Origin of the sequence: Bacillus sp. FSL K6-2869 (assembly GCF_040869405.1) — a bacterium.
Lineage (GTDB): Bacteria > Bacillota > Bacilli > Bacillales > Bacillaceae > Bacillus > Bacillus altitudinis.
In genome coordinates this window covers 2,799,296-2,824,784 of record NZ_CP152035.1, presented here as the reverse complement: position 1 = coordinate 2,824,784, position 25,489 = coordinate 2,799,296, and the positions used below count along the sequence as shown (strand labels likewise).

The window sequence follows — 25,489 nt, the reverse complement described above, 5'->3', positions numbered from 1 at the left end:
GAATTCAAGTGATTGTGGAAAAGAGAAGGTTCCCGTCGCCACATCCGCATATTCACTTATATACAGTGACATATGAGGCCGATGGACTTCGGATGAAGGGGCTGCTCGCTGAACCGGCCGGAGAAGGTCTCTATGACGGTTTTTTATATTTACGGGGCGGCATTAAAAATGTGGGAATGGTTAGACCTGGCCGAATTGTGCAATTTGCTGCGCAAGGGTTTGTCGTCTTTGCGCCCTTCTACCGAGGGAATCAAGGAGGCGAAGGGAACGAGGATTTTGCCGGAGAAGATCGGAAAGATGCATTTGCTGCATTTCAGCTGTTGAAACATCATCAAAAGGTGAAGCAGGAGCGCATTCATATCTTTGGTTTTTCCCGCGGCGGAATTATGGGCATATGGACCGCTGTTGAAATGAAGCATGAGGCCGCTTCCTTTGTGACATGGGGAGGCGTAAGTGATATGAAGCTCACCTATGAAGAACGTGTGGATATGAGAAGAATGATGAAGCGTGTGATAGGAGGTCCTCCGCATAAGGTACCAGAAGCATATGAGGCTAGAACGCCTTTGAATCATGTGCACCAAATTGAAGCACCTGTCCTAATCATTCATGGGGAGCTGGATGAGAATGTATCCATTGAGCATGCGTATTTATTAGAAGATGCCCTGCGTCAGCATGGCAAGTCTGTGGAAACATGGTATTTTCACGGATATCATCATTATTTCCCGCCACAGCATAACCGGGAGATTGTCAGACGGTTGACGACATGGATGCACAGCCGAAAAGGCGGAAATGTGGTAAAATAAACGGTAGAAAGAAATATAGAAAGTAGGGGGATTTTCATTATGGGAATGCCTGTTGAATTTAATACAATGATTGTCACAAAAGGAAAAGAGACAAGAATTGAAGAAAATGTGTTTGAGCTCATGAAGGAAGGGTACCGCATTTATCCATTAAATATTCCGCTTGAGGTGCGTAAAACGAAAGACGGAGAAAAAACAGGGACAGCACATGTTGAAAAGCTGGAGCTCACAGACAATGTCACGAAGGTGACGTACCGTCTTGTGTCATTACATTCAACGAACTAAAAAAGCTGAGGGATCATTCCCTCAGCTTTTTCCTTTTGATTAGACGAGTGGTCCGCCTTTTGCTTCAATATCACTTGCTGCATGGCTGAATTTTTTGAAGTTCTTTTTAAATTCATTTGCAAGGAAGTTTGCTTTTTCTTTGTAAGCCTCTTGATCGTCCCATGTTTTAGCAGGCTGAAGCACTTCATCTGGCACTCCTGGAATATGAAGCGGGATGTGTAATCCGAAGATGTCGTCAGTGATCATTTCAGCGTTGTCAAGATCGCCTTCGATCGCTGCCTGCACCATTGCTCTTGTATGAGCAAGATTCATTCGTTTGCCCGTACCGTAGCCGCCGCCAGTCCAGCCTGTATTCACAAGGAATACTTTTGCGCCGTGCTCATCGATTTTTTTACCAAGCATTTCAGCATAGACATGAGCAGGAAGTGGCAAGAATGGTGAACCAAAGCAAGTAGAGAACGTTGTTTCTGGTGACGTCACACCACGCTCAGTTCCCGCTAATTTACTTGTGTAACCGCTCAAGAAGTGGTACATGGCTTGTTCTTTCGTTAAACGGCTGATTGGAGGTAAAACGCCGAATGCATCAGCTGTTAAAAAGACGATGGCAGATGGGTGACCTGCAATACTTGGTTTCACGATGTTATCAATCATTTCGATTGGGTAAGCCGCACGTGTATTTTCAGTAAAGAATGTGTCATCATAATCTGCTTCACGTGTTTCTTCATCAAGTACTACATTTTCAAGCACTGATCCGAAGCTGATGGCTTTGTAAATTTGTGGTTCTTTTTCTTCACTTAAGTTCACGCATTTTGCATAGCATCCGCCTTCAATATTGAAGACACCTGTGTTAGACCAGCCATGCTCATCGTCTCCAATCAGCTTGCGGCTTGCACTTGCAGAAAGCGTCGTTTTTCCAGTACCTGAAAGGCCGAAAAATAAAGCAACATCGCCTTCTTGACCGACGTTAGCAGAGCAGTGCATTGATAAAATATCTTGTTCAGGAAGCAGGTAGTTCATAACAGAGAAAATGGATTTTTTCATCTCTCCTGCATATTCTGTTCCACCGATCAGAATCGTCCGTTTTTCAAAAGAAACGATAATAAACGTTTCAGAGTTTGTGCCATCTGTTTCAGGATCTGCTTTAAAGTGAGGTGCAGATAAGATGGTGAAAGGTTTTTCGTTTGATGATGGTGTTGATCCATCAGGTCTGATGAATAGCTGCTTTGCAAAGAGATTGTGCCAAGCGAATTCATTTACAACTGTAATTGGCATACGGTATTTTTCGTCAGCACCGGCAAAACCATCAAAGACAAATAGTTCATCACGTTCTTTTAAGTATGACACAACCTTTGTATATAAACGATCAAATGCCTCTTTCGAGATCGGCTGATTCACTTGACCCCAATCAATTTTATGTTCAGAGTTTTCTTCTTTTACGATGAATTTATCTTTAGGCGAACGTCCAGTGTAGGCACCCGTTGTGGCGCGGACAGCACCAGTTGAAGTTAAAACGCCTTCATTACGTGCCAAAATCTTTTCAACAAGTTTCGGAACAGATAAATTTTGGTGCGTATTTTCTAATGAGAGCAATGACTGCAAATCTTCTTTTAAATCCACTGAGTTCATAAAAAAACCCTTCCTTTACCGTTGAATTTGTTTGTTTTGATTAGTATAACACATTGATAATAATAGTCTATACTATTTAAACATTTTTGTGTGTGTTTTTTCATTTCTGCTATGAAAATATGCTTTTTGGTGATGCTAATGATGAGGTGAAAAAAAGGGGAGATAATTCCTATGAACCATTGACATGACGCAAGGGTTTAAGATAAGATATCTTATTGAACGGATACTCTTATCCCGAGTTGGTGGAGGGACAGGCCCGATGAAGCCCAGCAACCGGTTTCTTATGAAAAAGGCATGAACATGCTGAGAAACCAAGGTGCTAACCTGATGCAAGGTACAAGAACACCTTGAGCGATAAGAGTGAAAGGCATGCGATCTCAGACCCTTTCCTCGCAATGAAGGAAATGGTTTTTTTATTTTTGGGATATCATATGAACAAATTGCCAATAACATCTCTAATATAAACATGTTGAAATATAAGAGGGAACGAGTTCCGTATCATATTGGAGGCCTCATCTTGGGATGATGTGGTCTTGTACAGGAGGAAATAGCCATTATGAGTCAAAATCGTCGTTTATTTACTTCAGAATCAGTGACCGAAGGACATCCAGATAAAATCTGTGATCAAATTTCAGACAGCATTTTGGATGAAATTTTAAAGAAAGATCCAAATGCACGTGTTGCCTGTGAAACTTCTGTAACAACCGGTCTCGTATTAGTAAGCGGTGAGATTACAACGTCTACTTATGTCGACATTCCAAAGACGGTGCGTGACACGATTAAGGAAATTGGCTACACACGTGCGAAATATGGTTTTGATGCGGAAACATGTGCGGTTCTTACATCAATTGATGAACAGTCTGCTGATATTGCGCAAGGTGTAGACAAAGCGCTTGAAGCACGTGAAGGAACAATGACTGAAGAAGAAATTGATGCGATCGGTGCAGGTGACCAAGGTCTGATGTTTGGTTTTGCAAACAACGAAACTGAAGAGCTTATGCCACTGCCGATTTCTCTTGCACATAAATTATCTCGCCGTTTAACAGAAGTACGCAAGAATGAAACACTTGCATACCTTCGTCCAGACGGAAAAACTCAAGTAACAGTTGAATATGATGAACAAAACAAACCAGTTCGTATTGATACGGTGGTTATTTCTACACAGCATGCACCAGAAGTGACGCTTGAACAAATTCAAAGCGACTTAAAAGAGCATGTCATCCGCCCTGTCGTTCCAAGTGAACTGATCGATGAAGAAACAAAATACTTCATCAACCCAACAGGCCGCTTTGTTATCGGTGGACCTCAAGGGGATGCTGGTTTAACTGGACGTAAAATCATCGTTGATACTTATGGCGGGTATGCTCGTCACGGTGGAGGTGCTTTCTCTGGTAAGGATGCAACGAAGGTTGACCGTTCGGCAGCATATGCGGCTCGCTATGTAGCGAAAAACATCGTAGCAGCTGGTCTTGCAGATTCATGTGAAGTGCAGCTTGCTTATGCAATTGGTGTTGCACAGCCTGTCTCCATTTCAATTGATACATTTGGAACAGGAAAAGCCTCTGAAGAGAAATTAATTGAAGTGGTACGTGCAAACTTTGATCTTCGTCCAGCTGGCATTATTAAAATGCTTGACTTACGTCGTCCGATCTATAAACAAACCGCTGCATACGGTCACTTTGGCCGTCATGACTTGGATCTTCCATGGGAAAAAACGGATAAAGCCGACACGCTTCGCAAGGAAGCATTAGGAGAATAACAACATACAAAACCGCTTATTTTAAGCGGTTTTCCTTTTGATTAAAAAAAATTCTACAAAAAGCGTAAAAATGTGAAACAAAATTGGACAAAATACTGTCTAATTATAGGTCTACTTTTAAGAAATAACATAACGTGGAGGCAATAATATGTGTGGGTTTGTTGGTGTATTTAATCACCGTCCATTGTCCGAAACTACTGAGCAGGAAGAGTTAATTAAGCAAATGAATCGTCTCATCGTTCATCGAGGTCCGGATGATGAGGGGTACTTTCATGATGAGCATGTAGGATTTGGATTTAGACGTTTAAGTATTATAGATGTTGAACACGGAAAGCAGCCGCTTTCTTATGAAGATGAAAAATATTGGATTATTTTCAACGGAGAAATTTATAACTATGTGGAGCTGAAAGAAGAGCTTGTGAAAAAAGGCTATACGTTCAGCACAGATTCTGATACGGAAGTCCTTCTTGCCACATATCGCCACTATAAAGAAGAAGCGGCATCGAAGCTTCGCGGGATGTTTGCATTTTTGATTTGGGATAAAGAAGCGCAGTTATTATATGGCGCAAGAGATCCTTTCGGCATTAAACCGCTCTATTTTACACAAATGGATGACCAAGTGTACTTTGCTTCTGAACGCAAAAGCTTAATGGCTGTGAATGAGAACATTTTATTTGATGAGACTGCTTTGCAGCAGTATATGTCTTTTCAGTTCGTTCCTGAGCCAAATACACTTGATCAAAAAGTGCACAAAGTTGAGCCAGGTCATCAGTTTACACTGCGTCCAGGCCAAGACATTGCATTTAAGACTTACTGGAAAGTTCAATTCAAACCTGAACAAACACAAGAGCAGAAATTAGTAGAAGAAGTACGTGATGCTATCTATGATTCTGTAAAAGTCCACATGAGAAGTGATGTGCCTGTTGGTTCATTCCTATCAGGTGGGATCGATTCTTCTTTCATCGTGTCGGTCGCAAAGGAATTTCACCCTGAACTGAAGACATTCTCTGTTGGTTTCCAGCAGGATGGATTCAGTGAGGTAGATGTAGCAAAAGAAACAGCTGATAAGCTGGGATTGCAAAACTTTAGTGCTGTGATTTCTCCTGAGGAATATATGAATGAGCTTCCGAAGATCGTCTGGCATTTAGATGATCCTTTGGCTGATCCAGCGGCGATTCCATTGTATTTCGTGGCAAAAGAAGCGAAAAAACAAGTCACAGTTGTTCTTTCAGGTGAGGGAGCAGACGAGCTGTTCGGTGGATATAATATTTACCGTGAGCCGCTATCTCTAAAGCCTTTTGAATCTGTACCATCCATGCTGAAAAAGCTTCTTCTTCGTCTGGCTCGTTTAATGCCAGAAGGAATGAAAGGGAAAAGCTTTATCGTTCGCGGCTGTACGCCATTAGAGGAACGTTATATCGGCAATGCGAAAATCTTTGAAGAGCCAGTGAAGAAAAACCTCTTAAAGCAGTATGATCCGAACATCACGTATCGTGACGTGACGAAAACATACTTCGAAGAAAGTGCAGGCTACAGTGATATTAACAAAATGCAATATGTTGATATCCATACGTGGATGCGCGGGGATATCCTGCTGAAAGCAGATAAGATGACAATGGCGAATTCTCTTGAGCTTCGTGTTCCATTCCTTGATAAGGTCGTATTTGAAGCAGCTTCTAAAATTCCAGAAGAGCTGAAAACGAAAGACGGTACAACGAAATATTTATTGCGTAAAGCAGCAGAAGGCATTGTACCAGACCATGTGTTAAACCGTAAAAAACTAGGTTTCCCTGTGCCAATTCGTCATTGGCTGAAAAATGAGATGAACGCTTGGGCGAAAGATATCATTAAAAACAGTCAGACAGATGAATACATTAACAAGGCATATGTTCTTGATTTATTAAATGATCATTGTGCTGGAAAAGCAGATCATAGTCGTAAGATTTGGACTGTCCTGATCTTTATGATCTGGCATAGCATCTATGTAGAGCGCAGCATTGATCCAGAGCAGTTGAATCACCAGCCGAAAGAAGTTATTTTTAGCTAATGAAAAAGGTTTTCAGCTTTGTGCTGAAAACCTTTTTTGTCATGATAGAAAGTGGTGGAAAAGGGTAAAATAACAAGCGGTACATAGTTATTGCTTAATATCTTGAAAAAAACATGATAAAGTGAAGATACATATATGATGTTAACGCGATAAAAGGGAACGATAGTATTGTCCTTTTTCTACATATTCTCTGCGGATACGATCCATGTCTTGGATATCTTCATCTGTTAACTGGCGAACGACTTTGGCTGGACGACCAAAAGCGAGTGAGCCTTTTGGGATGACTTTTCCTTGCGGGACAAGGCTACCTGCACCAATAAAGGCTCCTTCGCCAATTTCCGCACCATCGAGAATGATGGATCCCATGCCAATGAGGGCATTTTTTCGAATGATAGAACTATGTAATGTGACTTGGTGTCCAATGGTAGCACCATCTTCAATAAGAAGTGTTTTTCCAGGACTTTGATGCAGACAGGATAAGTCTTGAATGTTGACGTTTTTTCCAATTCTGACAGGAGCTACATCGCCTCTAATGACCGTTTGGAACCAAACGCTTGAATATTCTCCAATTGTGACATCACCTGTAATGGTGGCGTTTTCTGCAACAAAGACCGATTCATGAATCTCAGGTGTAAACTGATGATATGGATAAATCACTTTTTCGACTTCCTTTCTTAATACAACATTTGTGAGGTGTTTACTTTGTGGACTTGGCATGCTGAAAGACCGGTTGGTACAATTGTCATTGTACATGGTGCTAGTGAATATCATGGCCGATATAAATGGCTGATCGAAATGTGGCGAAATGCAGGCTATCACGTCGTCATGGGTGACCTGCCTGGGCAAGGGACATCGACACGTGCGAGAGGCCACATTCGTTCTTTTCAAGAATACATTGATACAGTCGATGAATGGATTGAACATGCGAAGTCGTTCAGACTTCCGACATTTTTACTTGGACATAGTATGGGGGGACTGATTTCGATTGAATGGTTCAAGCAGTATACCCATACGAAGATTGATGGCCTTATTTTATCATCACCTTGTTTAGGTCTGCAATTTAAACCGAAGAAGCTGATGGATTTTGCGTCAAAAGGGCTAAATGTGCTGGCGCCGTCTTTTAAAGTCGAATCCGGGCTGTCGATCGAACTTGCCACACGGAATCAAGATGTGATAGAGGCAGATTCCAATGATTCGCTTTATGTGACGAAGGTGTCGGTTCGCTGGTATCGAGAACTGGTGAAAAATATCGATGCGGCGATGCAGCCTACGAATGTTTTTCGGTCGATTCCACTCCTGCTCATGCAGGCAGGCGATGACAAGATTGTAGATAAAACAAGAGTGATGAAATGGTTCAATGGCATTGAATCAACCAATAAATCATACCGTGAATGGGAAGGGCTTTATCATGAAATTTTTAATGAGCCCGAGCGAGAAGATGTGTTTAAGGCGGCAAGAGCCTTTACTGATCAATATATTTGATTGTGAGCTTAAGTTGGGGGTGGATTGATTTGTCAGTACCAGAACGTCCTTTTGCACTGATGACGAAGGTGTATAAAGATATTTTTCCGCTAGTTCATCAGGAGCTAAAAAAGTGGCGGGCTCATGCAGAAATGATTGAAAATGAAGAACTGAGAACGCAGGCACTAGCGAGTATATCCAGTAAAACCTTTCACTGTGAAGGCGGGGGAATTTTATCTCTGCTTGCAGGTGAAGCGAAGGAAACGTGTATTGAATTCATTGTGGCGTACCAAACGATTAGCGATTACTTAGATAACTTGTGTGATCGCAGTACATCACTTGATCCAAAGGATTTTCATATGCTGCATCAGGCAATGAGAGATGCACTCGATATTCATGCGGAGCTTAAGCCGTATTATCAATTCCGTGATGATCAAGAGGATCATGGGTACCTGCATGCGCTAGTCAGGACGTGCCAAGATGTGCTGTCACGTCTAGCGCATTATCCGATCATTCAGCCCTATTTACATACGCTGTGTGATTATTATAGTGATTTACAAGTACATAAGCATGTGGTTCCTCATGAGCGTGAACCTCGATTAGAGTCATGGTTCCGCCAGTATGAAAAGGATTTACCAAAGATGGAGTGGTATGAGTTTTCCGCATGTGCAGGATCAACGCTGGGTATTTTCTGTCTTGTGGCTTATGCACTGCAGCCTGATTTTACAGAGAAGCAGGCGAAGCAAATTTACGAAAGTTATTTCCCTTATATCCAAGGTCTGCACATCTTACTGGACTATTTAATCGACCAAGAAGAGGACAGGTTGGAAGGCGATTTGAATTTTTGCTCGTACTACAACTCTCATCATGAGATGATGGATAGACTACAGCATTTTATTGAAAAAGCGGATGAACAGCTGAAAGGCATTCCACACGAGAATTTTCACAAACTAATCAATAGAGGGTTACTTGCGGTCTATTTGTCTGATGAAAAAGTGACAGCCCAAAAAGAGATGAACAAGCTGGCAAAGCGGTTGATCAAATCAAGCGGGAAAACATCGTTCTTTTTCTATATCAATGGCAGAGCCTATCGAACCTATCAGAAAATGCCTTGGAAGAAATCTTCATAAAGGATAAAGTAAGCTCATCAGCTTGTAGAAAATGGTTTTCTACAAGCTTTTTTGTTTTGAACTGTTTCGCTTTGGGCCATGTACAGTTCTTTTATGATTACAATCCTCTTATTTGCTGCCGATATTATTCTTAGTGTACGAAAAATAGGAGAAAAGTATGGATCGAATGAATCGTATCTACTCCTTATGACGTATATTTGTTGAAAAACTTAAAAAAGGGGAAGGTCGAATATGTCATTTTTTAAAAAGTTTGCAGCAAGTGTGGGAATCGGTGCAGCAAAAGTGGATACAATTTTGGAGAAAGATGCGTATGAACCGGGAGAAGAAGTAAAGGGAACAGTCCATGTGAAGGGCGGAAAAGTGCCTCAAGATATTCGCTATATTGATTTAAAGTTGAAAACATGGTACACCATTGTAAAAGATGATGAAGAGCAACGAAAACACACAACCATCCATTCTGTCCGAGTGACTGAATCATTCACGATTCAGCCTGCGGAAGCTCAGCAGTTTACATTCTCGTTTCACCTTCCTCTTGATACACCAATGACTGTAGGTAAAGTAGAGGTGGCTGTTGTGACAGACCTTGATATTCAAGGTGGTATTGATAAATCTGATCATGACCGTATTTTTGTAAGCGCGCACCCGTGGGTGAAACGTGTGCTTGAAGCTGTTGGAAACTTAGGCTTTCACCTTCATGAAGCAGACTGTGAAGAAGCACCTTATTTCAGGCGCCGCCTTCCCTTTGTTCAAGAGTTTGAGTTCATACCGACTTCCGATTATTATCGTCAAATGCTTGATGAGTTAGAGGTGATTTTCTTCATTGATGAAGAGGGGCTAGATCTCATTTTTGAAGTTGACCGCAGAGCAAGAGGGCTGCGTGGCTGGCTGGAAGAAATGTATAATGACGGAGAACAGCTTGTACGTGTCCGCTTTACTCGATCAGAGCTTGCAGATGCAGAAGAGCTAGAAGTAGTGCTTGAAGAAATCATTGACCAATACGCTTATTAAATAATAAAACTCAAATCCATTAAGAGGATTTGAGTTTTTTTTCGATGGCTACCACGAAGGGCGGATCGTTTTGAATATTCATGTATTGATAAGATATCACCTGTACTTCTTCGTGATGGAGGGTTTTGCAATAATCAAGAAGGATGTCCTTCTCTTTTTTTCCTTCGGGGTGCCCGTGGTAAATCACAAGAACGATCAGACCTCCAGGCTTAAGCCAATCCATGAGCTGTTTGATCGCTTCAATGGTTGTATGGGCCTGAGTTGTGACGGTTTTATCGCCTCCTGGTAAGTATCCAAGATTGAACACTGCACCAGATATGTGGCCATAAGCATCCGCTGGCAGATGTTCAGCAAGTTGTTCATGTCCGTCATGGATAAGGTGAACGTTTGGATAGTGCTCACCGAGTCTTTTGCTTGTTTGCTCAATGGCTTCCTTCTGTACATCGAATGCGAAAACTTGTCCATCTCTCCCGACAAGGTCAGCTAAATAGCGTGTATCATGGCCATTCCCCATCGTTGCATCAATGACAATATCGCCTTTTTGACAAGCACGTTCTAACAGTTCTTTACTAAAAGGGAGCATCCGTTTTAAAATCATTTTGCCGCTTCTTCCAATCTGACGAAGCGTTTGCCCTGGTAACTGTTACGTCTTTCAAGCTCAGCATTAATGGCATTGAGCACTTCCCATTTATTCACACTCCACATTGGACCTACCATTAATTCAATGGGACCATCGCCTGTAATACGATGAATAATCATTTCTGGGGGCAGGATCTCCAGCTGATCACAGACAAGCTGGACATATTCCTCTTGGCTGAGAAACTCTAGTTTGCCTTTCTCATATTGCTTTACCATCGGTGTTCCTTTTAACAGGTGAAGTAGATGAATTTTAATTCCTTGCACATCTAAATCAGCGACAGCTTTTGCTGTCTCCATCATCATATCTCGGTTTTCAAGAGGAAGACCGTTGATGATATGTGAACAGACTCGAATGCCATGTTTTCGCAGTTTTTCTACACCTTCTACGTAGCATTCATAATCATGGGCACGGTTGATGAGCATCGCTGTCCGCTCATGTACAGTTTGTAGACCAAGTTCAACCCATAGATATGTCCGTTCGTTTAACTCAGCTAAATATTCCACGACGTCATCTGGCAGACAATCAGGTCTTGTGGCAATCGATAAACCAACCACTCCATCCAGATTCATGACGGTTTCGTATTTTTCTTTTAAAACAGGAAGCGGCGCATGTGTGTTTGTGTAAGCTTGGAAATACGCCATGTATTTTCCATCTTTCCATTTTGTATGCATCCGGTCCTTGATTTCATTAAATTGAGTGATGAGATCATCCGCCCGGTTCCCTGCAAAATCACCAGATCCTGCTGCGCTGCAAAATGTGCAGCCTCCATGTGCGACAGTACCATCACGGTTTGGACAATCAAAGCCGCCGTCTAATGCGACTTTAAATACTTTATGACCAAAGTGCTCACGCAAATGATAATTCCATGTGTGATAACGTTTTTCGCTGTTTGAATATAAAAAAGGGTTATGCTGATCCAAGTCAGTAACCTCCTTGCATAATAATAGGCATCCTTAAAGTTTAACAAAAATCACGAAAGAGGACAATTGAATCTGTCCAACATTTTCTTTAGTGAAAAAGCTTTACGTGGGCAAAATAGGCGAGAGCAATGATGAAATGGAGGGATGGCTAGATGGCAACTAGAAAATCAATCGATGAATTTGTCCAAAAAAGCACTGAGACTCTTGAGTTTGCAAGCGAACAGTTTGATTTGAGCTCTCGCCAAGAACATTATAACGTAGAAGAATTTTCAAAAGCGCAGCTCATGCTTGAGGATGCGGTGAATGAATTAGAAAAGTTAAAAGATGTCGCCAATGATCAGCAAAGAGAACGTTTAGACAGAACGCGTGTACAAATTCAAAGTCTGCAAAACCAAATGATTTTAGGTATTTCATACGAGAACGAATGATGAGCAGATCCTTCTTTTAAGGGTCTGTTTTTATTTTTTGGCTGTTTTCGCAAAGATTGTTGTTTTTGGATATATATTTGTAATAGGTTTTTGTTCTGTTAAAGTATGTTATATATAGAAATTGCAAATATCTTCAAGGGGGTAGAAGAAATGTGGGAGACTCTTCCTGATTGGTTTTGGGCATTATATTACTTGTTTTTCTTAGCAACATTAGGAACCGCAATATTCAGTGTTGTGAAAAATAAACAAAGGGGATTGTCCATCCTAACCATTGTATTTACTGTTACAATTCCGATTATTAGCCTGATAAATAGCATTGGTAGAGTAGAAGGAATGAATGAATTTGAACACTTATTTAGTCAATTGCGACAGGGTGCAGTTTGGTCTATCTTTACAGTTATAGGCTATATATTTTTATTAGTATGGTGGGTGCTAATTCTGTTCAAAAGCAAGTCCAAAAACAAAGTAATAGTATCTAATTAAAACATTGTAGAGACCTCAATATTCGGGGTCTTTTATTATGCACTTTTTCAGGCGATTATGAAAGTTATTAACGTGTTGAACACCCTAAACCAGAAGCAAACCTGGCTTCCGAAAGCTTTTAAGTAGCTTCGTCATTTTATCTGGTTCGTCTGCCTATTTTTTTCTAGAGTCCCTTGACTTTTCAATCAAGTGTCTATATTGTATTAAGTGTACTACATCAACTAATACACTATAGACACTTAAACGTGAAGAAAGGTGTTTAACCATGAAAAAAGAAAAAAAACCAATCAATTTAAAGTGGATGGTGCTGGCTGTTGCGTTAGCATGTACATTTTTTTTCGTTCTCGTTTTCATTGGTTTTGAAGTTCAAAAAGATTTTATTCCAAATTCGGTCCCTTTAATGCAAGGACATGATCAAGCGATAGGACTGCAAAAGCATGAATGAGAAAAGAGGGAGCCATCATGATTCAAATAGATCCAAGAAGCGCTGCACCAATATATGAACAAATCATTGAGCAGTTAAAAATTTTGTGCTTAAAAGGCGTGATGAAACCAGGTGACAAACTGCCCTCTGTGAGAGAGCTTGCCACCATTATTATTGCGAATCCAAACACCGTCAGCAAAGCGTATAAAGAGCTTGAACGGGAAGGAATTATTGAAACATTAAGAGGCCGTGGAACGTATGTGACAGAAGGTGCACAGTTAAAGCTGAATGAAGGGAAGGTGTTAGAGATGAAGGAGCAATTAAGGCAACTCATTATTGAAGCTCATTATGCCGGTATTGATATTCATCAACTCAAAGAGTGGCTGGAGGAGATCAGCTCAAGTCTAAAAGGAGGAAAACAAGTTGATTGAGGTCAGAAATGTATCAAAGAAATTAAATGGACGTGAAGTACTCAGCAACGTTTCCTTCAAGATAGGCGAAGGAGAGATCTTTGGTCTGCTTGGCCGGAATGGCTCTGGTAAAACAACACTGCTTCGCTTGATTCAGCAAATCCTTCTTCCAGATGAAGGAGAGATTTATTTTAGAGATGTACTCGTAAAAGACCACCCGTTAGTGAAGCAAAATATTGTGTATATGCCAGTCGTAAATCCCTACTTTGACCGGTACAATTATGGACAGCTTGTGAAGCTGTTAAAACAACTGTATCCAAAGTTTGACGTGACATATGCCAATGAGCTTGTGAACCGGTATGAGATTCCGGAAAAAGTGAAATACCGTGAATTGTCGACAGGTTTAAAGAAGCAGCTGTCCCTCATTTTAAGTTTTGCCATCAAACCAGCAGTCATTTTGTTAGATGAGCCGACAGACGGGATTGATGCAGTCACAAGAAACGACGTTCTTCAGCTGATGATTGACGAGGTGGCAGAACGACAAACAACGATTTTAATTACATCTCACCGTTTAGAGGATATTGAGCGTATGTGTAACCGAATCGGGTTTTTGGAAGGAAATCAGCTCACAAGTGTTATGGATTTAGACGAATTAAAGAATGACTACGTCAAAATCCAGATGGCATTTGAAGAGGATATGAACTTAAGTATTAGAAAAAAAGGCGTTGCCATCTTAGATCAAGCGGGTGTGTTCTATACAGCACTTGTACTCAAAACAGATGAAGAAGCAAAAGAGTATTTGAAATCGCTTGAACCAAAAGTCTGGCATGAACTGCCTGTAAATTTAGAAGAAGTATTCATTGCGAAGTTTGGAGGGAAACGCAGATGGTAAAGCGGCAATTGTTATATAAGGAATGGAAGCAGTCTGAGCTGACATTCATTTTAGTGATGCTTGTTGCGATCTTTGCGACGCCATTATCCTTTTTAATGGAATACTCATCCTTTCAAACTTGTTTAAACGATCCGACTTGTACTCCACTCGATAATTACTTTTATTATGATTTCGGTTCTGATATTTTTATCATCCTTTCATGGACGATGAGTTTAATTTTTGCAATTACCCAGTTGGGTTTTGAAAGAAATAAAGGGCAAATTGATTTTACTTTATCTTTGCCGTTTAGCAGAACGACCATTTATCACACAAAGTTTTTCCTAGGTGCCGGAATTATCACGCTCGTTCATGTATTGTCATATGTCTTTACTTATATACTCATTTTATGCATTCAACCACAAGAGACGATTGCGTTTAACAGTGGTTATTTGATTGCACTTGTGTCCACCTTAATGTTTTATAGTTTGTGTCTTGCAGCAGGTGCTTTAACAGGAAGCGCAATTAGTCAAGCCATTGTTACATTCAGTACATCAATTTTACCTTATTTATTAATTTGGCTTCCGATGTTTCATTTAGACTATTTATTAAAAACGGATAGAAGTTGGGTTGATGTCAGTTATGACTACTTTATTATGCCCATTGCTCCAATTACTTATATAACAGACCGTTTTCAATTTCGTAATTTAGTTGAAAATCCAATTTGGTTTACAGGTGTAGAATTTATCGTGCCCATTGTGATGCTAATCGTATTTTATCTCATTGGTTTATTCAGTTTTATTAAACATCCAGTTGAACGAAATGGACGATTCTTTGTTTACCCCAAAATGGATAGGCCCATTCAGATATTGGTCATTGCCTTCGGTGTTCTAGGATTTGGCTGGGTTGGATTTTCTTCAGACAACTCCATTTTTGGTTATATTGCTGGCATGTGCATCGGTGGAGCTGTAGGCGCACTGACGAGTTATTTCTTAATCTATCGAAAAAGATAAACAGAGAGCAGGGGAGTAGAGATGATTCAAATTCAATCGTTAGATCATGTGTTTAAAATTGGGAAAAAGGGCAGGGAGAACGAGATTCCTGTGCTCAAAGACATTGACTTGTCTATTAAAAGAGGCGAAATTGCATGTATCGTCGGACGAAGCGGTTCGGGGAAATCCACTTTACTGAATTTAATTTCGGGATATATTACGCCAACAAGCGGACAAATTATGGTTGATGGCACCAATGTGACCGGTTTTAATGAGAAAGAATGGGCAGACTTTCGGTTAGATCATTTTGGCTTTATCTTTCAAAGCTTTCAATTGATCGGGAGTTTAACAACATATGAGAACGTTGAACTTCCGCTCACTTTAAAAGGTGTGAAGCCGTCTGAGCGAAAAGTGAAAGTAAAGGAAATGCTGAAACGAGTTGGTCTTGAACATCACGCAGGACATTATCCTAATGAACTATCAGGTGGACAGCAGCAGCGTGTGAGTATTGCAAGAGCCTTGATCCTTAATCCGTCTATTATTTTAGCAGATGAACCAACAGGCAGTCTGGATTCAGAAACTGAAGGAGAAATTCTAGCCTTTATCCAGCAGCTCAATCGTGAAAAAGGAATTACATTTGTCATCATTACACATGACGATGAAGTCGCTTCAATCGCAGACACAACGTTCCAGCTTCATGATGGTGTATTAAAGAAAGGGGATCAGTCCATTGAAATTTAGAGATCAGGTCAAATTCATCAGAAGAAATATGAAGAAAAATCGATTGCGTGTGTTTATGACCATACTTGCAACGACAATGGCATGCTCTTTCTTAATCGTTCTAGCGTCGGTTGGTTTTGGTCTGCAAAAATCCGCTCAAGATGAAATCATGAAACAACAAATTATCACAGAAATTAAAGTGTTAGGCAAAGAAAAAGGTGACGTCAAGGTCGACGATTTAAAGAAATATGATCATGCGAAATCTGTCGTTGCAAGAACGTCAATCATTCCATCGGTTCACGTCGAGCTCGATAATCGCTCAGGTGATACGCAGGCTGTACTGACAGATATGAAAGAAGAAAAAGAGGCAGGCCTTGAACTAGACCGTGGAAAAGTCCCAACATCGGCGAATGAAATTGTAGTTGGGTATCATATGGCAGAACAACTTTGGACGGAAAAAGAACGAAAAGACTATGAAAAAGAAATGAATCAGATATCAAATGGTGAAGAGACACCGGAAGAGCCAAAAGGCTATACGAAGGAAATTTTAAACAAAGTCATTCAAATCAAGGTACCAAAATTTAATGAAAAAAATGAAGTGGTGAAAGAAAAGACGTTCGATTTCCGTGTCGTCGGTGTATTGAAGAAACCGAATTTGGAGTGGCAGCAGGATCATAAAATTCTTATTCCGAATGCTTATGAAAAAGAATTTAGTCAAGTGCTCGATCTGTCTCCTGATGCAGGAAATGTCGAAAAAATGACGTCTGTCTATGCTGATAAGTTCGACAATGTCGGTGCGCTCACGGATAAGCTGACAGATGACGGCTATCAAGTCATCTCTGTGACGAATCAGCTTGAAGGAATGGATATGTTCTTTACAGTCTTTAAAATTGGACTCATCTTTGTTGGATGTATTGCGGTGATTATTTCGGCGATCGGCATTTTCAATACGATGACAATGGCTGTAACAGAGCGGACACAAGAGATTGGGATCATGAAAGCCATCGGTGCGAATCCTTCCATTATTAAGCGAATGTTCCTCATGGAAAGTGCTTATATTGGGGTGATTGGATCGATCATCGGGATCATCATCTCGTACATCGTTAGTTTTGCAGTGAATTTAATCATTCCAGCGATTTTGTCTTCCATGTCTGAAGGGGGATCCAGTGATCAATTCTCGATCACCTTCTCCTATATTCCGCTAAGCCTTGTGGTCACAGCAACAGTGATTAGTGCAGGAGTCGCCATTATTTCTGGACTCAATCCAGCACGTAAGGCGACAAAAACGAATGTATTAACAGCATTAAGAAGAGAAATTTAAAGAAGAACCTCCTGTACCTATATTGGGCTGACAGGAGGTTTTTTTATCGTCAAAAGATGTCTATTGCTTTGGTGCCCGGTACCCTGCACGCTCAGCTTCTTCTACGGAGCAGAACATTTTGGTCACGTTTTTTGTCCGTGAGTAGTATCTGCTGCTCGGTGTGTGATATATGCCGTTGACACTTCCTTTAATATTACAGGCGGCAGATTCTTTTTTTGTTTCTTTTTGTGACTCATGACCGCCAGTATTCGACCCATCATCTTTAGGAGCAGATCGCTGGGCCGATGACGTGGTGTCTTTGTTTACTTTCTGGTGTTCTTTTTTGAGTGTTTCGTTTGTAGAGGTGAGCTTGTCTATTTTCTCTTCAAGCTCATGGATGGTTTTTTCTTGCTGTTTGACTGTCTTCTTTTCGGAGGTGATGTTTTCTAATTTCTTGGATAGCTTTTCTTTTTCTTTGGTCACGTCTTCTAAAGAGGCCGTCAGCGTTTCTTTGTCTTCCTTCAGACGAGAGATGTCAGATGCTAATTGTTTTTGCTCTTTCAGCAGCTGTTCAGAAGATGGATCTGCTTGTGCTTTCGGAGCACCTGTGCCGGCAAACGGTAATGACATAATAGAAAAAACAAGACCAATGGTCAAAAAAGGATAGAAGAGTTTTTTTGAAAAGATTTGTTGATTTTGGTGTTTAAGTAATAAGAAATTGACGGCATATCCTATGGCGAAACAAATACATAAAAGACCTATGATGAGTAACATCATCATTTGGCAGCCCCCCTATATCGCTATTTATACCTATCATACCTCATTTTTCCATTTCGAGGAGCGGTTCAATTAAAAAAACCCTGTTTAAACAGGGTTTTCAGCTAATGGCAATCCTTTGATTGCTTCTTTTACCGTTAAATAAGTGATCGTATTCTGGAAGTCTGTATCTAAGTCTTTCATTTTCATCGCAAGCTGTGGTTTGATCCCAGTGATGATGAGTTCAGTTCCAGTTAAGTTCAGCAGGTGATGCAGTTTGAAAATTCGCGCTGCAACGGAATCATCGACATCAATTAAACCAGAAAGATCGACAATTAAATAATCATCCTTTGAATCTTCTAATATACAAGTTAACTTCGCGACGATGGCATCAAAGCGTTCTTCTGATAATTTTCCGATGAGTGGAAGAGCGGAAACACCATTTTTGATTGGGACAATTGGCGTCGACAGAGAGGTGACTTCCTGTAAGGAATCTTCTAGGAGTTGTTCATATTCTTTCTGCTTTGTAATATCCTTTTGAAAGCCAATGAAAAATGTTTTGTCATCTTGTTCAATGTATAGAGGATCTATATTGAGTTCATTCCAAAAAAAAGTACCGTCTTTTTTATAATTTTTGAGCTGTGTGGTAATAGGTGTTTTGTTTTGAATTCCGTGACGTATTAAGGCAAGTTGCTCTTGATTTGTGTCTTTTCCTTGGAGGAATCGACAATTACGTCCAAGAATCTCATCTGGTTTGTATCCAGTCATTTGTGTAAAGCCATGATTCACATAAACGATAGGGTTATCCTCTAAAGAAGGGTCTGTAATGACAACACCAATCCGCGCATGATCCAGCGCTTTTTTTATGAGTTCAAGCTGTTTTTGCAAGCCGAAGATGTTCGAGCTGACCATATTACCCTCCTTTGTTGCTGCTATCAGACATTTAAGATGGTTTTTTTTAAAACCAAATGAATTCTTTTTAAACGTAACATAACATATGTTCTGTTTCAATGATTGCAATCGCTTTGTTAAATTTGTCATCATAGTTTGTCCTCCATTAGAATAGAGTAAGTAAGGAGACTTTTCATTAGAAAAAGAAGGGATCATTTGAGGATAATTCATAAAATGACAAAAATAGTTAATATGGATTAGGTGAAAATGATTCCAATGCATCAAGATTGTTTTTGGGTCATTCACATATAATGGAAGAAACAAGCTTTTTTTCTTCGTTAGAGAGAATAGACCTTTTACATGGATTATGACGGAACAGCAGAATGGCATTACAGGGGGCTGGACAGCCTGAAGTCGCTTTACTATTCTAAGGGCTTTAGGAAGGTGATGAAAATGCTGCAACAAGTCATTATTGCTTGCGCCATTGGAGGGGTCATGGGCATTCTCGGTCACGTAAAGAAAAAAGGCAGGCTAGAGAAGCCCAGAATGACAAAGAAGTTTATTTATCTAGGGTTTATTGAAGATTGGCTCGTTGGGATGATTGCTGCTACACTGCTTGTCTTATCCTCAAATCCCGAATCTAGTCTGCACTTGATCATCTTATCCATTATTTCAGGTTACGGAGGAGAAGCAGTTCTGCGAAGCTTCGATTTTGTGAGAGAAGAACGTTCACAGGATGCAGGCTCCAACCGTCATAACCGATCTCCACACGAATAATATCCTCACTTTACCCTAGTCTAGGGTACATTCCCATTGTATACAAACCTGCTTGCACTTATGATCATAATTCTATAAAATACTACTTAGATGACGGTTACGATAAGAACAGTGAAGAGGAGTAGTAGGAAAGCAGTATTTGTCTTTAGAGAATTGACGGCTGGTGAAAGTCAATCAAATCTGCTTCTGAACTCGCCTCAGAGTTGCAGTTGCGTTAAAGCTTCTGTCGCATGTCTGCGTTAAAGATATTAAGTGAGCGTATGAACAGTTCATGACGCTAACAAGGGTGGTACCGCGGGAACCAAAAAATCTCTCGTCCCTTTCCAGGGATGAGGGTTTTTTGTTGATTTTAGAAAAATCTGAATTCTTGCAGTGGTCATCTGAGCAGATAAAGCCGTACATATTAAAGGAGGTTTTTACATTGAGTTTTCAGCATCGGGAAATTGAAAAAAAGTGGCAGGATTATTGGCTGACACATAAAACATTCGCCACATCTGACTCGGAAGATAAACCAAAGTTTTATGCGCTAGATATGTTTCCTTATCCATCAGGAGCAGGGCTTCATGTAGGGCATCCTGAAGGATACACAGCAACGGATATTTTATCACGTATGAAACGTATGCAGGGCTACGATGTTCTTCATCCAATGGGATGGGACGCATTTGGTCTTCCAGCGGAACAATATGCGCTGGATACAGGAAATGATCCAGCTGAATTTACAGAAGAGAACATTAATAATTTCCGCCGCCAAATTCAATCATTAGGTTTCTCGTATGATTGGGATCGAGAAATTAACACGACAGATCCGAATTATTATAAATGGACCCAGTGGATTTTCTTGAAATTGTATGAAAAAGGATTGGCGTATATTGATGAAGTACCTGTAAACTGGTGCCCAGCACTTGGTACAGTCCTTGCAAATGAAGAAGTCATTGATGGGAAAAGTGAGCGCGGAGGGCACCCTGTTGAAAGACGTCCAATGAAGCAATGGATGCTAAAAATTACAGCATATGCGGACAGGCTGTTAGAAGATTTAGAAGACATTGATTGGCCTGAAAGCATCAAAGATATGCAGCGCAACTGGATTGGACGTTCTGAAGGTGCACATGTTCACTTCGAAGTAGAAGGACATGACGAACAGTTTACTGTGTTTACAACACGTCCTGATACACTATTTGGTGCAACATATGCCGTTCTTGCACCAGAGCATGCACTAGTTGAAAAAATTACAACAGCTGCTCAAAAAGAAGCAGTTGAAGCATATATCAAAGAAATTCAGTCTAAGAGTGACTTAGAGCGAACAGATCTTGCTAAAACGAAAACGGGCATTTTCACAGGTGCTTATGCCATCAATCCATTGAATGGGGAAAAGATGCCGATCTGGATTGCAGATTATGTGTTAGCCACATATGGCACTGGAGCGATCATGGCAGTTCCTGCTCATGATGAACGTGATTATGAATTCGCCAAAACATTCGATCTTCCCATCAAAGAGGTTGTCGAAGGTGGAGACATTGACAAAGAAGCCTACACAGGTGATGGAAAGCACATCAACTCTGATTTCTTAAACGGCTTAGGGAAAGAAGAAGCAATTGAAAAAGCGATTGCATGGCTGGAAGAACATCAAAAAGGTGAAAAGAAAGTCACTTATCGTTTAAGAGACTGGCTGTTCAGCCGTCAGCGTTACTGGGGAGAGCCAATTCCAATTATTCATTGGGAGGACGGAACATCTTCAGCTGTTTCAGAGGAAGAGCTTCCACTGATTTTGCCTAAGACGACTGAGATTAAGCCAAGCGGAACAGGTGAATCACCTTTAGCGAATATTAAAGATTGGGTAGAGGTTGTCGATCCAGTGACAGGTAAAAAAGGACGCCGTGAAACCAATACGATGCCACAATGGGCAGGTAGCTGCTGGTACTTCTTACGTTATATTGATCCACATAACACAGAAGAACTTGCATCTCCTGAAAAGCTGAAGAAATGGCTTCCGGTTGATGTGTATATTGGTGGAGCAGAACATGCTGTGCTTCATCTGCTATATGCACGATTCTGGCATAAATTCTTGTATGATATTGGTGTTGTTCCAACAAAAGAACCGTTCATGAAATTGTTCAACCAAGGAATGATTCTTGGTGAAAATAATGAAAAAATGAGTAAATCAAAAGGGAATGTTGTCAACCCAGATGATATCGTAGAATCTCATGGTGCAGATACATTAAGACTGTATGAAATGTTCATGGGACCTTTAGATGCATCGATTGCTTGGTCTGAAACAGGTCTTGATGGTGCTCGTCGTTTCCTAGATCGTGTATGGCGTCTGTTTACAAATGAAGATGGCTCCATCAGTGATAAAGTGACAGAGCAATCTGGCGGCGCATTAGAACGCAGCTACCATGAAACCGTCATGAAGGTAACGGATCATTATGAAGGCTTACGTTTCAATACTGGGATTTCACAATTAATGGTGTTCATCAACGATGCATACAAGGCTGACACACTGCCGAAAGAATATGCAGAAGGATTTGTGAAACTTCTTTCTCCGATTGCACCGCATGTAGCGGAAGAGCTTTGGAATAAACTTGGTCATGAAGGGTCTATTTCTTATGAAGCATGGCCGCAATATGATGAGTCAAAACTTGTCGATGATGAAGTGGAAATTGTCGTACAGCTAAATGGAAAAGTGAAAGCAAAATTAACGGTTCCTGCTGATGCAACAAAAGAGCAACTAGAAGAGCTTGCGAAAAGTGATGCACGGATAAAAGAACAGCTTGAAGGGAAAACAATCCGTAAAGTGATTGCGGTTCCTGGAAAACTTGTCAATATTGTCGCGAACTAATGAACGCACCCATCGGTATCAGCCGATGGGTGTTGTTTATTTCCCGGGACATAATTTTGTCGAAAACAAGGTAATTCCTCCATCAATCTCGTATTTAACAAGTTGATCAAGAAAATGAGGAGTGACGTCAATGGAAAAGGAAAGCAAACGTGAACAACTGCTCAGTTTATTAGGGGAAATGCCGGAGCGCCATCGTGTGGAGGCGTATACGTTAAAGATTGAGGAACGTGAATCGTACTTAGTAGAAACACTCATTCTCTCTATTCATGGGGTGGAGGAAGTTCCGGCTTATTTTGTGAAGCCGAAAGATACAGTGAAAAAAAGGCCAGTTGTCTTGTTTCAGCATTCTCATGGTGGGAATTATGTGGATGGGAAAGAAGAGTTATTGAAGGGGGCTCATTATTTGCAAGCGCCTTCATACGCAAAAGAATTCACTTCAAAAGGCTATAGTGTGTTGGCGATTGATCACGCGGGATTTGGTGAAAGAAGGGGAAGAACAGAAAGTGAAATTTTCAAAGAAATGCTGTTAACAGGAAAAGTGATGTGGGGCATGATGCTGTATGAGAGCATGTGTGCAATTGATTATTTGCTGTCCCGCTCTGATGTGCTTCCAGAGCGTTTAGCTGTTTTTGGGATGTCAATGGGCGGCCTTCTTTCATGGTGGACGGCAGCACTTGATGAGAGGGTCAGTGTGTGTGTGGATCTTTGCGCACAGGTTGATCATCACACATTGATTGAAACAAATCATTTAGATAGACACGGTTTTTACTATTATGTACCGAGCTTAGCTAAGCACTTTACAGCAGCTGACATCCAAGAAATGATTTTCCCAAGACCGCATTTAAGCTTAGTTGGAAAGCATGATCAGCTTACACCTGCTGAAGGTGTTGGACGAATTCAACAGACATTAAGTCAAGCCTATCAAGCTGCTTCCTTAAAGGAACGTTATCAGCTTGTCGGTTTACATGCAGGTCATTTTGAAACGGCTGCTATGCGCCACGAGGCTACACGTTTTTTGAAAAAGTGGCTGTAATCAATAGACGGCATGGACATACTACTCCGATAGAAGATGAAGGAGGAAACAGATGAAAAAAATCACCATGATTGGCGGATGTGGTGTCATCGGACGTTTATTAACTAAAGAGCTCTTTTCGGAGTATGACCTGACCATCATTGATCAAACAAGATGTGTAGAAGAAGTCATTTTTGCAAATGCGGCAATTGAAGAGGAGTTGTTTCAAGCCATTCCAAGAGATACAGATGTGATCATTCATCTTTTAAACATAGACATGACGCATGATGTGATGAATGAAAAGGAGTTTGCAAAAATGAATGAGGTGTTTTGGATAAGCACGTATAATATGTTTCGTTCAGCGGCCAGGTTAAGCATTCCAAAAGTTATTTTTGCAAGCAGTAACCATGTGACAGATCGCTATGAAAAAGATGGGCACTCCTTACTAGGGCGAGAAATTACGACTGATGATGTACCAGCAACGAAAAATGTGTATGGCATTTTAAAATTTGCTTCCGAACAGCTTGGACGTTTGTTTCACGATCAAACAGGTATGTCTGTCATCAATTTGAGAATTGGAACCGTCGTGACAGATGAGATGGAAGGATTGCACACCAAAAAAAGAACGAAACGAACGCTTCTTTCACATGAAGACCTTTTCGGCATGATCAAGGCTGCCATCGAAACGGACGTTCCATTCGGGACTTATTATGCTGTATCAGAAAACGAAGGAAAACCTTGGTCTACTGAGAAAACGAAGCAGGAGTTAGGCTACAGGCCAGATGTCAATACGGCAGAAATTCTGAAAGAAAACGATCAGGCATAGGGCATAATCATGACATTAGCTCATGATCTTTTTCTTTTCATTGATGAGGCTAAAAGCACGAATGGCATGATCATCTCTGTGGTCTGTCATGATGATTATAGACGCTTTCTTCCCCCGTTTGTTACATTTTAATCACGATATCGTCAAAGGCTGCAGCTTATGTTCAGACGAAATGATAACGCTTACAAAGAAAGGGCGTGATGAACATAGATCGTTCTATTAAAGGCCGATTGTTCAATGTATTTAATTACTCTTTTCTACTCATGTTCGCATTAATATGTGTGCTCCCGTTCATCCATGTCATTGCCGCCTCTTTTGCGACAGTAGAAGAGGTCATCTCAAAGAAGTTTATTTTGTTTCCAACGACGTTTTCTCTAGAGGCCTATCGCTATATCTTTTCTACAGATATTGTGTATCGCAGCCTGATTGTATCCATTCTTGTGACACTCGTTGGAACAGCGGTCAGCATGTTTTTATCCTCACTCATGGCGTATGGGCTGTCTCGTCAGGAGCTAAAGGGCCGAAGAACTCTCATGTTTCTCGTTGTCTTCACGATGCTGTTTAGCGGAGGGATGATTCCAACGTTTATCGTCGTGAAAACACTTGGGCTGCTTGATACTTACTGGTCACTCATTCTGCCAGTGGCCATCAATGCATTCAATTTGATCATTTTGAAAAACTTCTTTCAAAACATACCAGCAAGCCTTGAAGAATCAGCGAAGATGGACGGCTGTAACGATTTAGGGATCTTCTTTAAAATCGTGCTGCCACTTTCTTTGCCAGCTATTGCGACGATTTCACTTTTTTATGCCGTGACGTATTGGAATACGTACATGACAGCCATTTTATATTTAAACGATTCGGTGAAATGGCCAATTCAGGTCCTGTTAAGACAAATCGTCATTGTATCAAGCGGTATGCAGGGAGATATGTCAGATATGGGCTCATCAACACCGCCGCCAGACCAAACCATTAAAATGGCGGTCATCGTCGTGGCGACCATTCCCGTTCTGCTTGTCTATCCATTTATTCAAAAGCATTTCAACAAAGGGGCATTACTCGGTTCTGTAAAGGGTTAAAAAGATGGAAT

At 40.8% G+C, this 25,489-nt stretch carries 26 protein-coding genes, 1 riboswitch and 1 other annotated feature; of the genes, 20 read left to right on the top strand and 6 right to left on the bottom strand.

Annotated elements, in window-relative coordinates; all coding sequences use genetic code 11:
* The first annotated feature begins 8 nt into the window (after positions 1–8).
* Together MHI58_RS14540 and MHI58_RS14535 are read left to right on the top strand one after the other, a co-directional pair.
* Positions 9–803 carry a S9 family peptidase gene (locus tag MHI58_RS14540; RefSeq protein WP_017367901.1) on the top strand — a complete coding sequence of 265 codons (795 nt, stop codon included), beginning with the start codon at positions 9–11 and terminating at the stop codon, positions 801–803.
* Positions 804–842: 39 nt separating this feature from the next.
* Entirely contained in the window at positions 843–1,085 is a 243-nt protein-coding gene (locus MHI58_RS14535; RefSeq protein WP_003217584.1) for a DUF2584 domain-containing protein, read from the top strand.
* Positions 1,086–1,124: 39 nt separating this feature from the next.
* Here the strand turns inward: MHI58_RS14535 and pckA are convergent, their stop codons facing one another.
* The gene (gene pckA / locus MHI58_RS14530) at positions 1,125–2,711 is read right to left on the bottom strand and encodes a phosphoenolpyruvate carboxykinase (ATP) (protein WP_007501908.1); all 1,587 of its coding nucleotides are present in this window, start codon (positions 2,709–2,711) and stop codon (positions 1,125–1,127) included.
* A gap of 226 nt (positions 2,712–2,937) precedes the next feature.
* Positions 2,938–3,072, top strand: a riboswitch (SAM riboswitch).
* Between the two features lie 195 nt (positions 3,073–3,267).
* Between pckA and metK the strand changes: the two genes are divergently transcribed.
* Together metK and asnB are read left to right on the top strand one after the other, a co-directional pair.
* The gene (metK, locus tag MHI58_RS14525) at positions 3,268–4,470 is read left to right on the top strand and encodes a methionine adenosyltransferase (protein ID WP_008342973.1); all 1,203 of its coding nucleotides are present in this window, start codon (positions 3,268–3,270) and stop codon (positions 4,468–4,470) included.
* Between the two features lie 148 nt (positions 4,471–4,618).
* Positions 4,619–6,517 carry an asparagine synthase (glutamine-hydrolyzing) gene (asnB, locus tag MHI58_RS14520; RefSeq protein ID WP_008342976.1) on the top strand — a complete coding sequence of 633 codons (1,899 nt, stop codon included), beginning with the start codon at positions 4,619–4,621 and terminating at the stop codon, positions 6,515–6,517.
* Positions 6,518–6,658: 141 nt separating this feature from the next.
* On the opposite strand, the gene MHI58_RS14515 is transcribed toward asnB, so the two are convergent.
* Positions 6,659–7,174, bottom strand: a complete 516-nt coding sequence (locus tag MHI58_RS14515; protein ID WP_008342977.1) for a gamma carbonic anhydrase family protein — start codon at positions 7,172–7,174, stop codon at positions 6,659–6,661.
* A gap of 45 nt (positions 7,175–7,219) precedes the next feature.
* Here MHI58_RS14515 and MHI58_RS14510 point away from each other — a divergent pair, with 45 nt between their 5' ends.
* The 3 genes from MHI58_RS14510 (at position 7,220) to MHI58_RS14500 (ending at position 10,116) form a co-directional block, all read left to right on the top strand.
* Positions 7,220–7,999 carry an alpha/beta hydrolase gene (locus MHI58_RS14510; RefSeq protein WP_019743683.1) on the top strand — a complete coding sequence of 260 codons (780 nt, stop codon included), beginning with the start codon at positions 7,220–7,222 and terminating at the stop codon, positions 7,997–7,999.
* A gap of 29 nt (positions 8,000–8,028) precedes the next feature.
* The gene (locus MHI58_RS14505) at positions 8,029–9,108 is read left to right on the top strand and encodes a tetraprenyl-beta-curcumene synthase family protein (RefSeq protein ID WP_041507625.1); all 1,080 of its coding nucleotides are present in this window, start codon (positions 8,029–8,031) and stop codon (positions 9,106–9,108) included.
* Positions 9,109–9,339: 231 nt separating this feature from the next.
* Positions 9,340–10,116 (top strand): sporulation protein, encoded by a 777-nt coding sequence (locus MHI58_RS14500; RefSeq protein ID WP_041507626.1) that lies wholly within the window; start codon positions 9,340–9,342, stop codon positions 10,114–10,116.
* Between the two features lie 19 nt (positions 10,117–10,135).
* Here MHI58_RS14500 and MHI58_RS14495 read toward each other — a convergent pair whose 3' ends face one another.
* Both MHI58_RS14495 and MHI58_RS14490 read right to left on the bottom strand, forming a co-directional pair.
* Positions 10,136–10,714, bottom strand: coding sequence for a class I SAM-dependent methyltransferase (locus MHI58_RS14495; RefSeq protein WP_017367896.1), 579 nt, complete (start codon positions 10,712–10,714; stop codon positions 10,136–10,138).
* Positions 10,711–11,676 (bottom strand): TIGR01212 family radical SAM protein, encoded by a 966-nt coding sequence (locus tag MHI58_RS14490; RefSeq protein ID WP_017358356.1) that lies wholly within the window; start codon positions 11,674–11,676, stop codon positions 10,711–10,713. Before MHI58_RS14490 ends, MHI58_RS14495 begins: the two co-directional genes overlap by 4 nt.
* 152 nt (positions 11,677–11,828) lie before the next feature.
* On the opposite strand from MHI58_RS14490, the gene MHI58_RS14485 reads away from it, so the two are divergent.
* The 8 genes from MHI58_RS14485 (at position 11,829) to MHI58_RS14450 (ending at position 17,322) form a co-directional block, all read left to right on the top strand.
* Positions 11,829–12,104 (top strand): YtzC family protein, encoded by a 276-nt coding sequence (locus MHI58_RS14485; RefSeq protein WP_017367895.1) that lies wholly within the window; start codon positions 11,829–11,831, stop codon positions 12,102–12,104.
* Between the two features lie 150 nt (positions 12,105–12,254).
* Positions 12,255–12,587 carry a hypothetical protein gene (locus MHI58_RS14480; protein WP_041507628.1) on the top strand — a complete coding sequence of 111 codons (333 nt, stop codon included), beginning with the start codon at positions 12,255–12,257 and terminating at the stop codon, positions 12,585–12,587.
* Positions 12,588–12,852: 265 nt separating this feature from the next.
* Positions 12,853–13,032, top strand: a complete 180-nt coding sequence (locus tag MHI58_RS14475; RefSeq protein ID WP_008342991.1) for a hypothetical protein — start codon at positions 12,853–12,855, stop codon at positions 13,030–13,032.
* Positions 13,033–13,049: 17 nt separating this feature from the next.
* Positions 13,050–13,442, top strand: coding sequence for a GntR family transcriptional regulator (locus MHI58_RS14470; RefSeq protein ID WP_024719312.1), 393 nt, complete (start codon positions 13,050–13,052; stop codon positions 13,440–13,442).
* The gene (locus tag MHI58_RS14465) at positions 13,435–14,313 is read left to right on the top strand and encodes an ATP-binding cassette domain-containing protein (protein ID WP_045034184.1); all 879 of its coding nucleotides are present in this window, start codon (positions 13,435–13,437) and stop codon (positions 14,311–14,313) included. The genes MHI58_RS14470 and MHI58_RS14465 overlap by 8 nt, the downstream gene beginning before the upstream one ends.
* Positions 14,307–15,302, top strand: coding sequence for an ABC transporter ATP-binding protein (locus MHI58_RS14460; RefSeq protein WP_045034183.1), 996 nt, complete (start codon positions 14,307–14,309; stop codon positions 15,300–15,302). The genes MHI58_RS14465 and MHI58_RS14460 overlap by 7 nt, the downstream gene beginning before the upstream one ends.
* A gap of 21 nt (positions 15,303–15,323) precedes the next feature.
* Positions 15,324–16,022 carry an ABC transporter ATP-binding protein gene (locus MHI58_RS14455; protein ID WP_007501890.1) on the top strand — a complete coding sequence of 233 codons (699 nt, stop codon included), beginning with the start codon at positions 15,324–15,326 and terminating at the stop codon, positions 16,020–16,022.
* Entirely contained in the window at positions 16,012–17,322 is a 1,311-nt protein-coding gene (locus tag MHI58_RS14450; RefSeq protein ID WP_045034182.1) for an ABC transporter permease, read from the top strand. The genes MHI58_RS14455 and MHI58_RS14450 overlap by 11 nt, the downstream gene beginning before the upstream one ends.
* A 60-nt stretch (positions 17,323–17,382) precedes the next feature.
* Here MHI58_RS14450 and MHI58_RS14445 read toward each other — a convergent pair whose 3' ends face one another.
* Both MHI58_RS14445 and MHI58_RS14440 read right to left on the bottom strand, forming a co-directional pair.
* Positions 17,383–18,081: a hypothetical protein gene (locus tag MHI58_RS14445; protein ID WP_045034181.1), complete on the bottom strand. Its 699-nt coding sequence runs from the start codon at positions 18,079–18,081 to the stop codon at positions 17,383–17,385.
* An 84-nt stretch (positions 18,082–18,165) separates the two neighbouring features.
* Positions 18,166–18,969, bottom strand: a complete 804-nt coding sequence (locus MHI58_RS14440; protein ID WP_007501884.1) for a PAS domain-containing protein — start codon at positions 18,967–18,969, stop codon at positions 18,166–18,168.
* A gap of 426 nt (positions 18,970–19,395) precedes the next feature.
* On the opposite strand from MHI58_RS14440, the gene MHI58_RS14435 reads away from it, so the two are divergent.
* The 5 genes from MHI58_RS14435 to MHI58_RS14415 all read left to right on the top strand — a co-directional run bounded on the left by MHI58_RS14435 (position 19,396) and on the right by MHI58_RS14415 (position 25,478).
* Positions 19,396–19,725: a DUF4257 domain-containing protein gene (locus MHI58_RS14435; RefSeq protein WP_008343006.1), complete on the top strand. Its 330-nt coding sequence runs from the start codon at positions 19,396–19,398 to the stop codon at positions 19,723–19,725.
* A gap of 102 nt (positions 19,726–19,827) precedes the next feature.
* Positions 19,828–20,049: a binding site (T-box leader), on the top strand.
* Positions 20,050–20,146: 97 nt separating this feature from the next.
* Positions 20,147–22,561 carry a leucine--tRNA ligase gene (leuS, locus tag MHI58_RS14430; RefSeq protein WP_056705439.1) on the top strand — a complete coding sequence of 805 codons (2,415 nt, stop codon included), beginning with the start codon at positions 20,147–20,149 and terminating at the stop codon, positions 22,559–22,561.
* A 130-nt stretch (positions 22,562–22,691) separates the two neighbouring features.
* Complete coding sequence (locus tag MHI58_RS14425; protein ID WP_017367887.1) at positions 22,692–23,594, top strand: dienelactone hydrolase family protein; 903 nt, start codon at positions 22,692–22,694, stop codon at positions 23,592–23,594.
* 52 nt (positions 23,595–23,646) lie between these two features.
* Positions 23,647–24,399 (top strand): NAD-dependent epimerase/dehydratase family protein, encoded by a 753-nt coding sequence (locus tag MHI58_RS14420; RefSeq protein WP_368004332.1) that lies wholly within the window; start codon positions 23,647–23,649, stop codon positions 24,397–24,399.
* 218 nt (positions 24,400–24,617) lie between these two features.
* A complete protein-coding gene (locus MHI58_RS14415) occupies positions 24,618–25,478 on the top strand; it encodes a carbohydrate ABC transporter permease (protein WP_098680761.1) in 861 nt (286 codons plus the stop codon).
* Positions 25,479–25,489 lie beyond the last annotated feature (11 nt).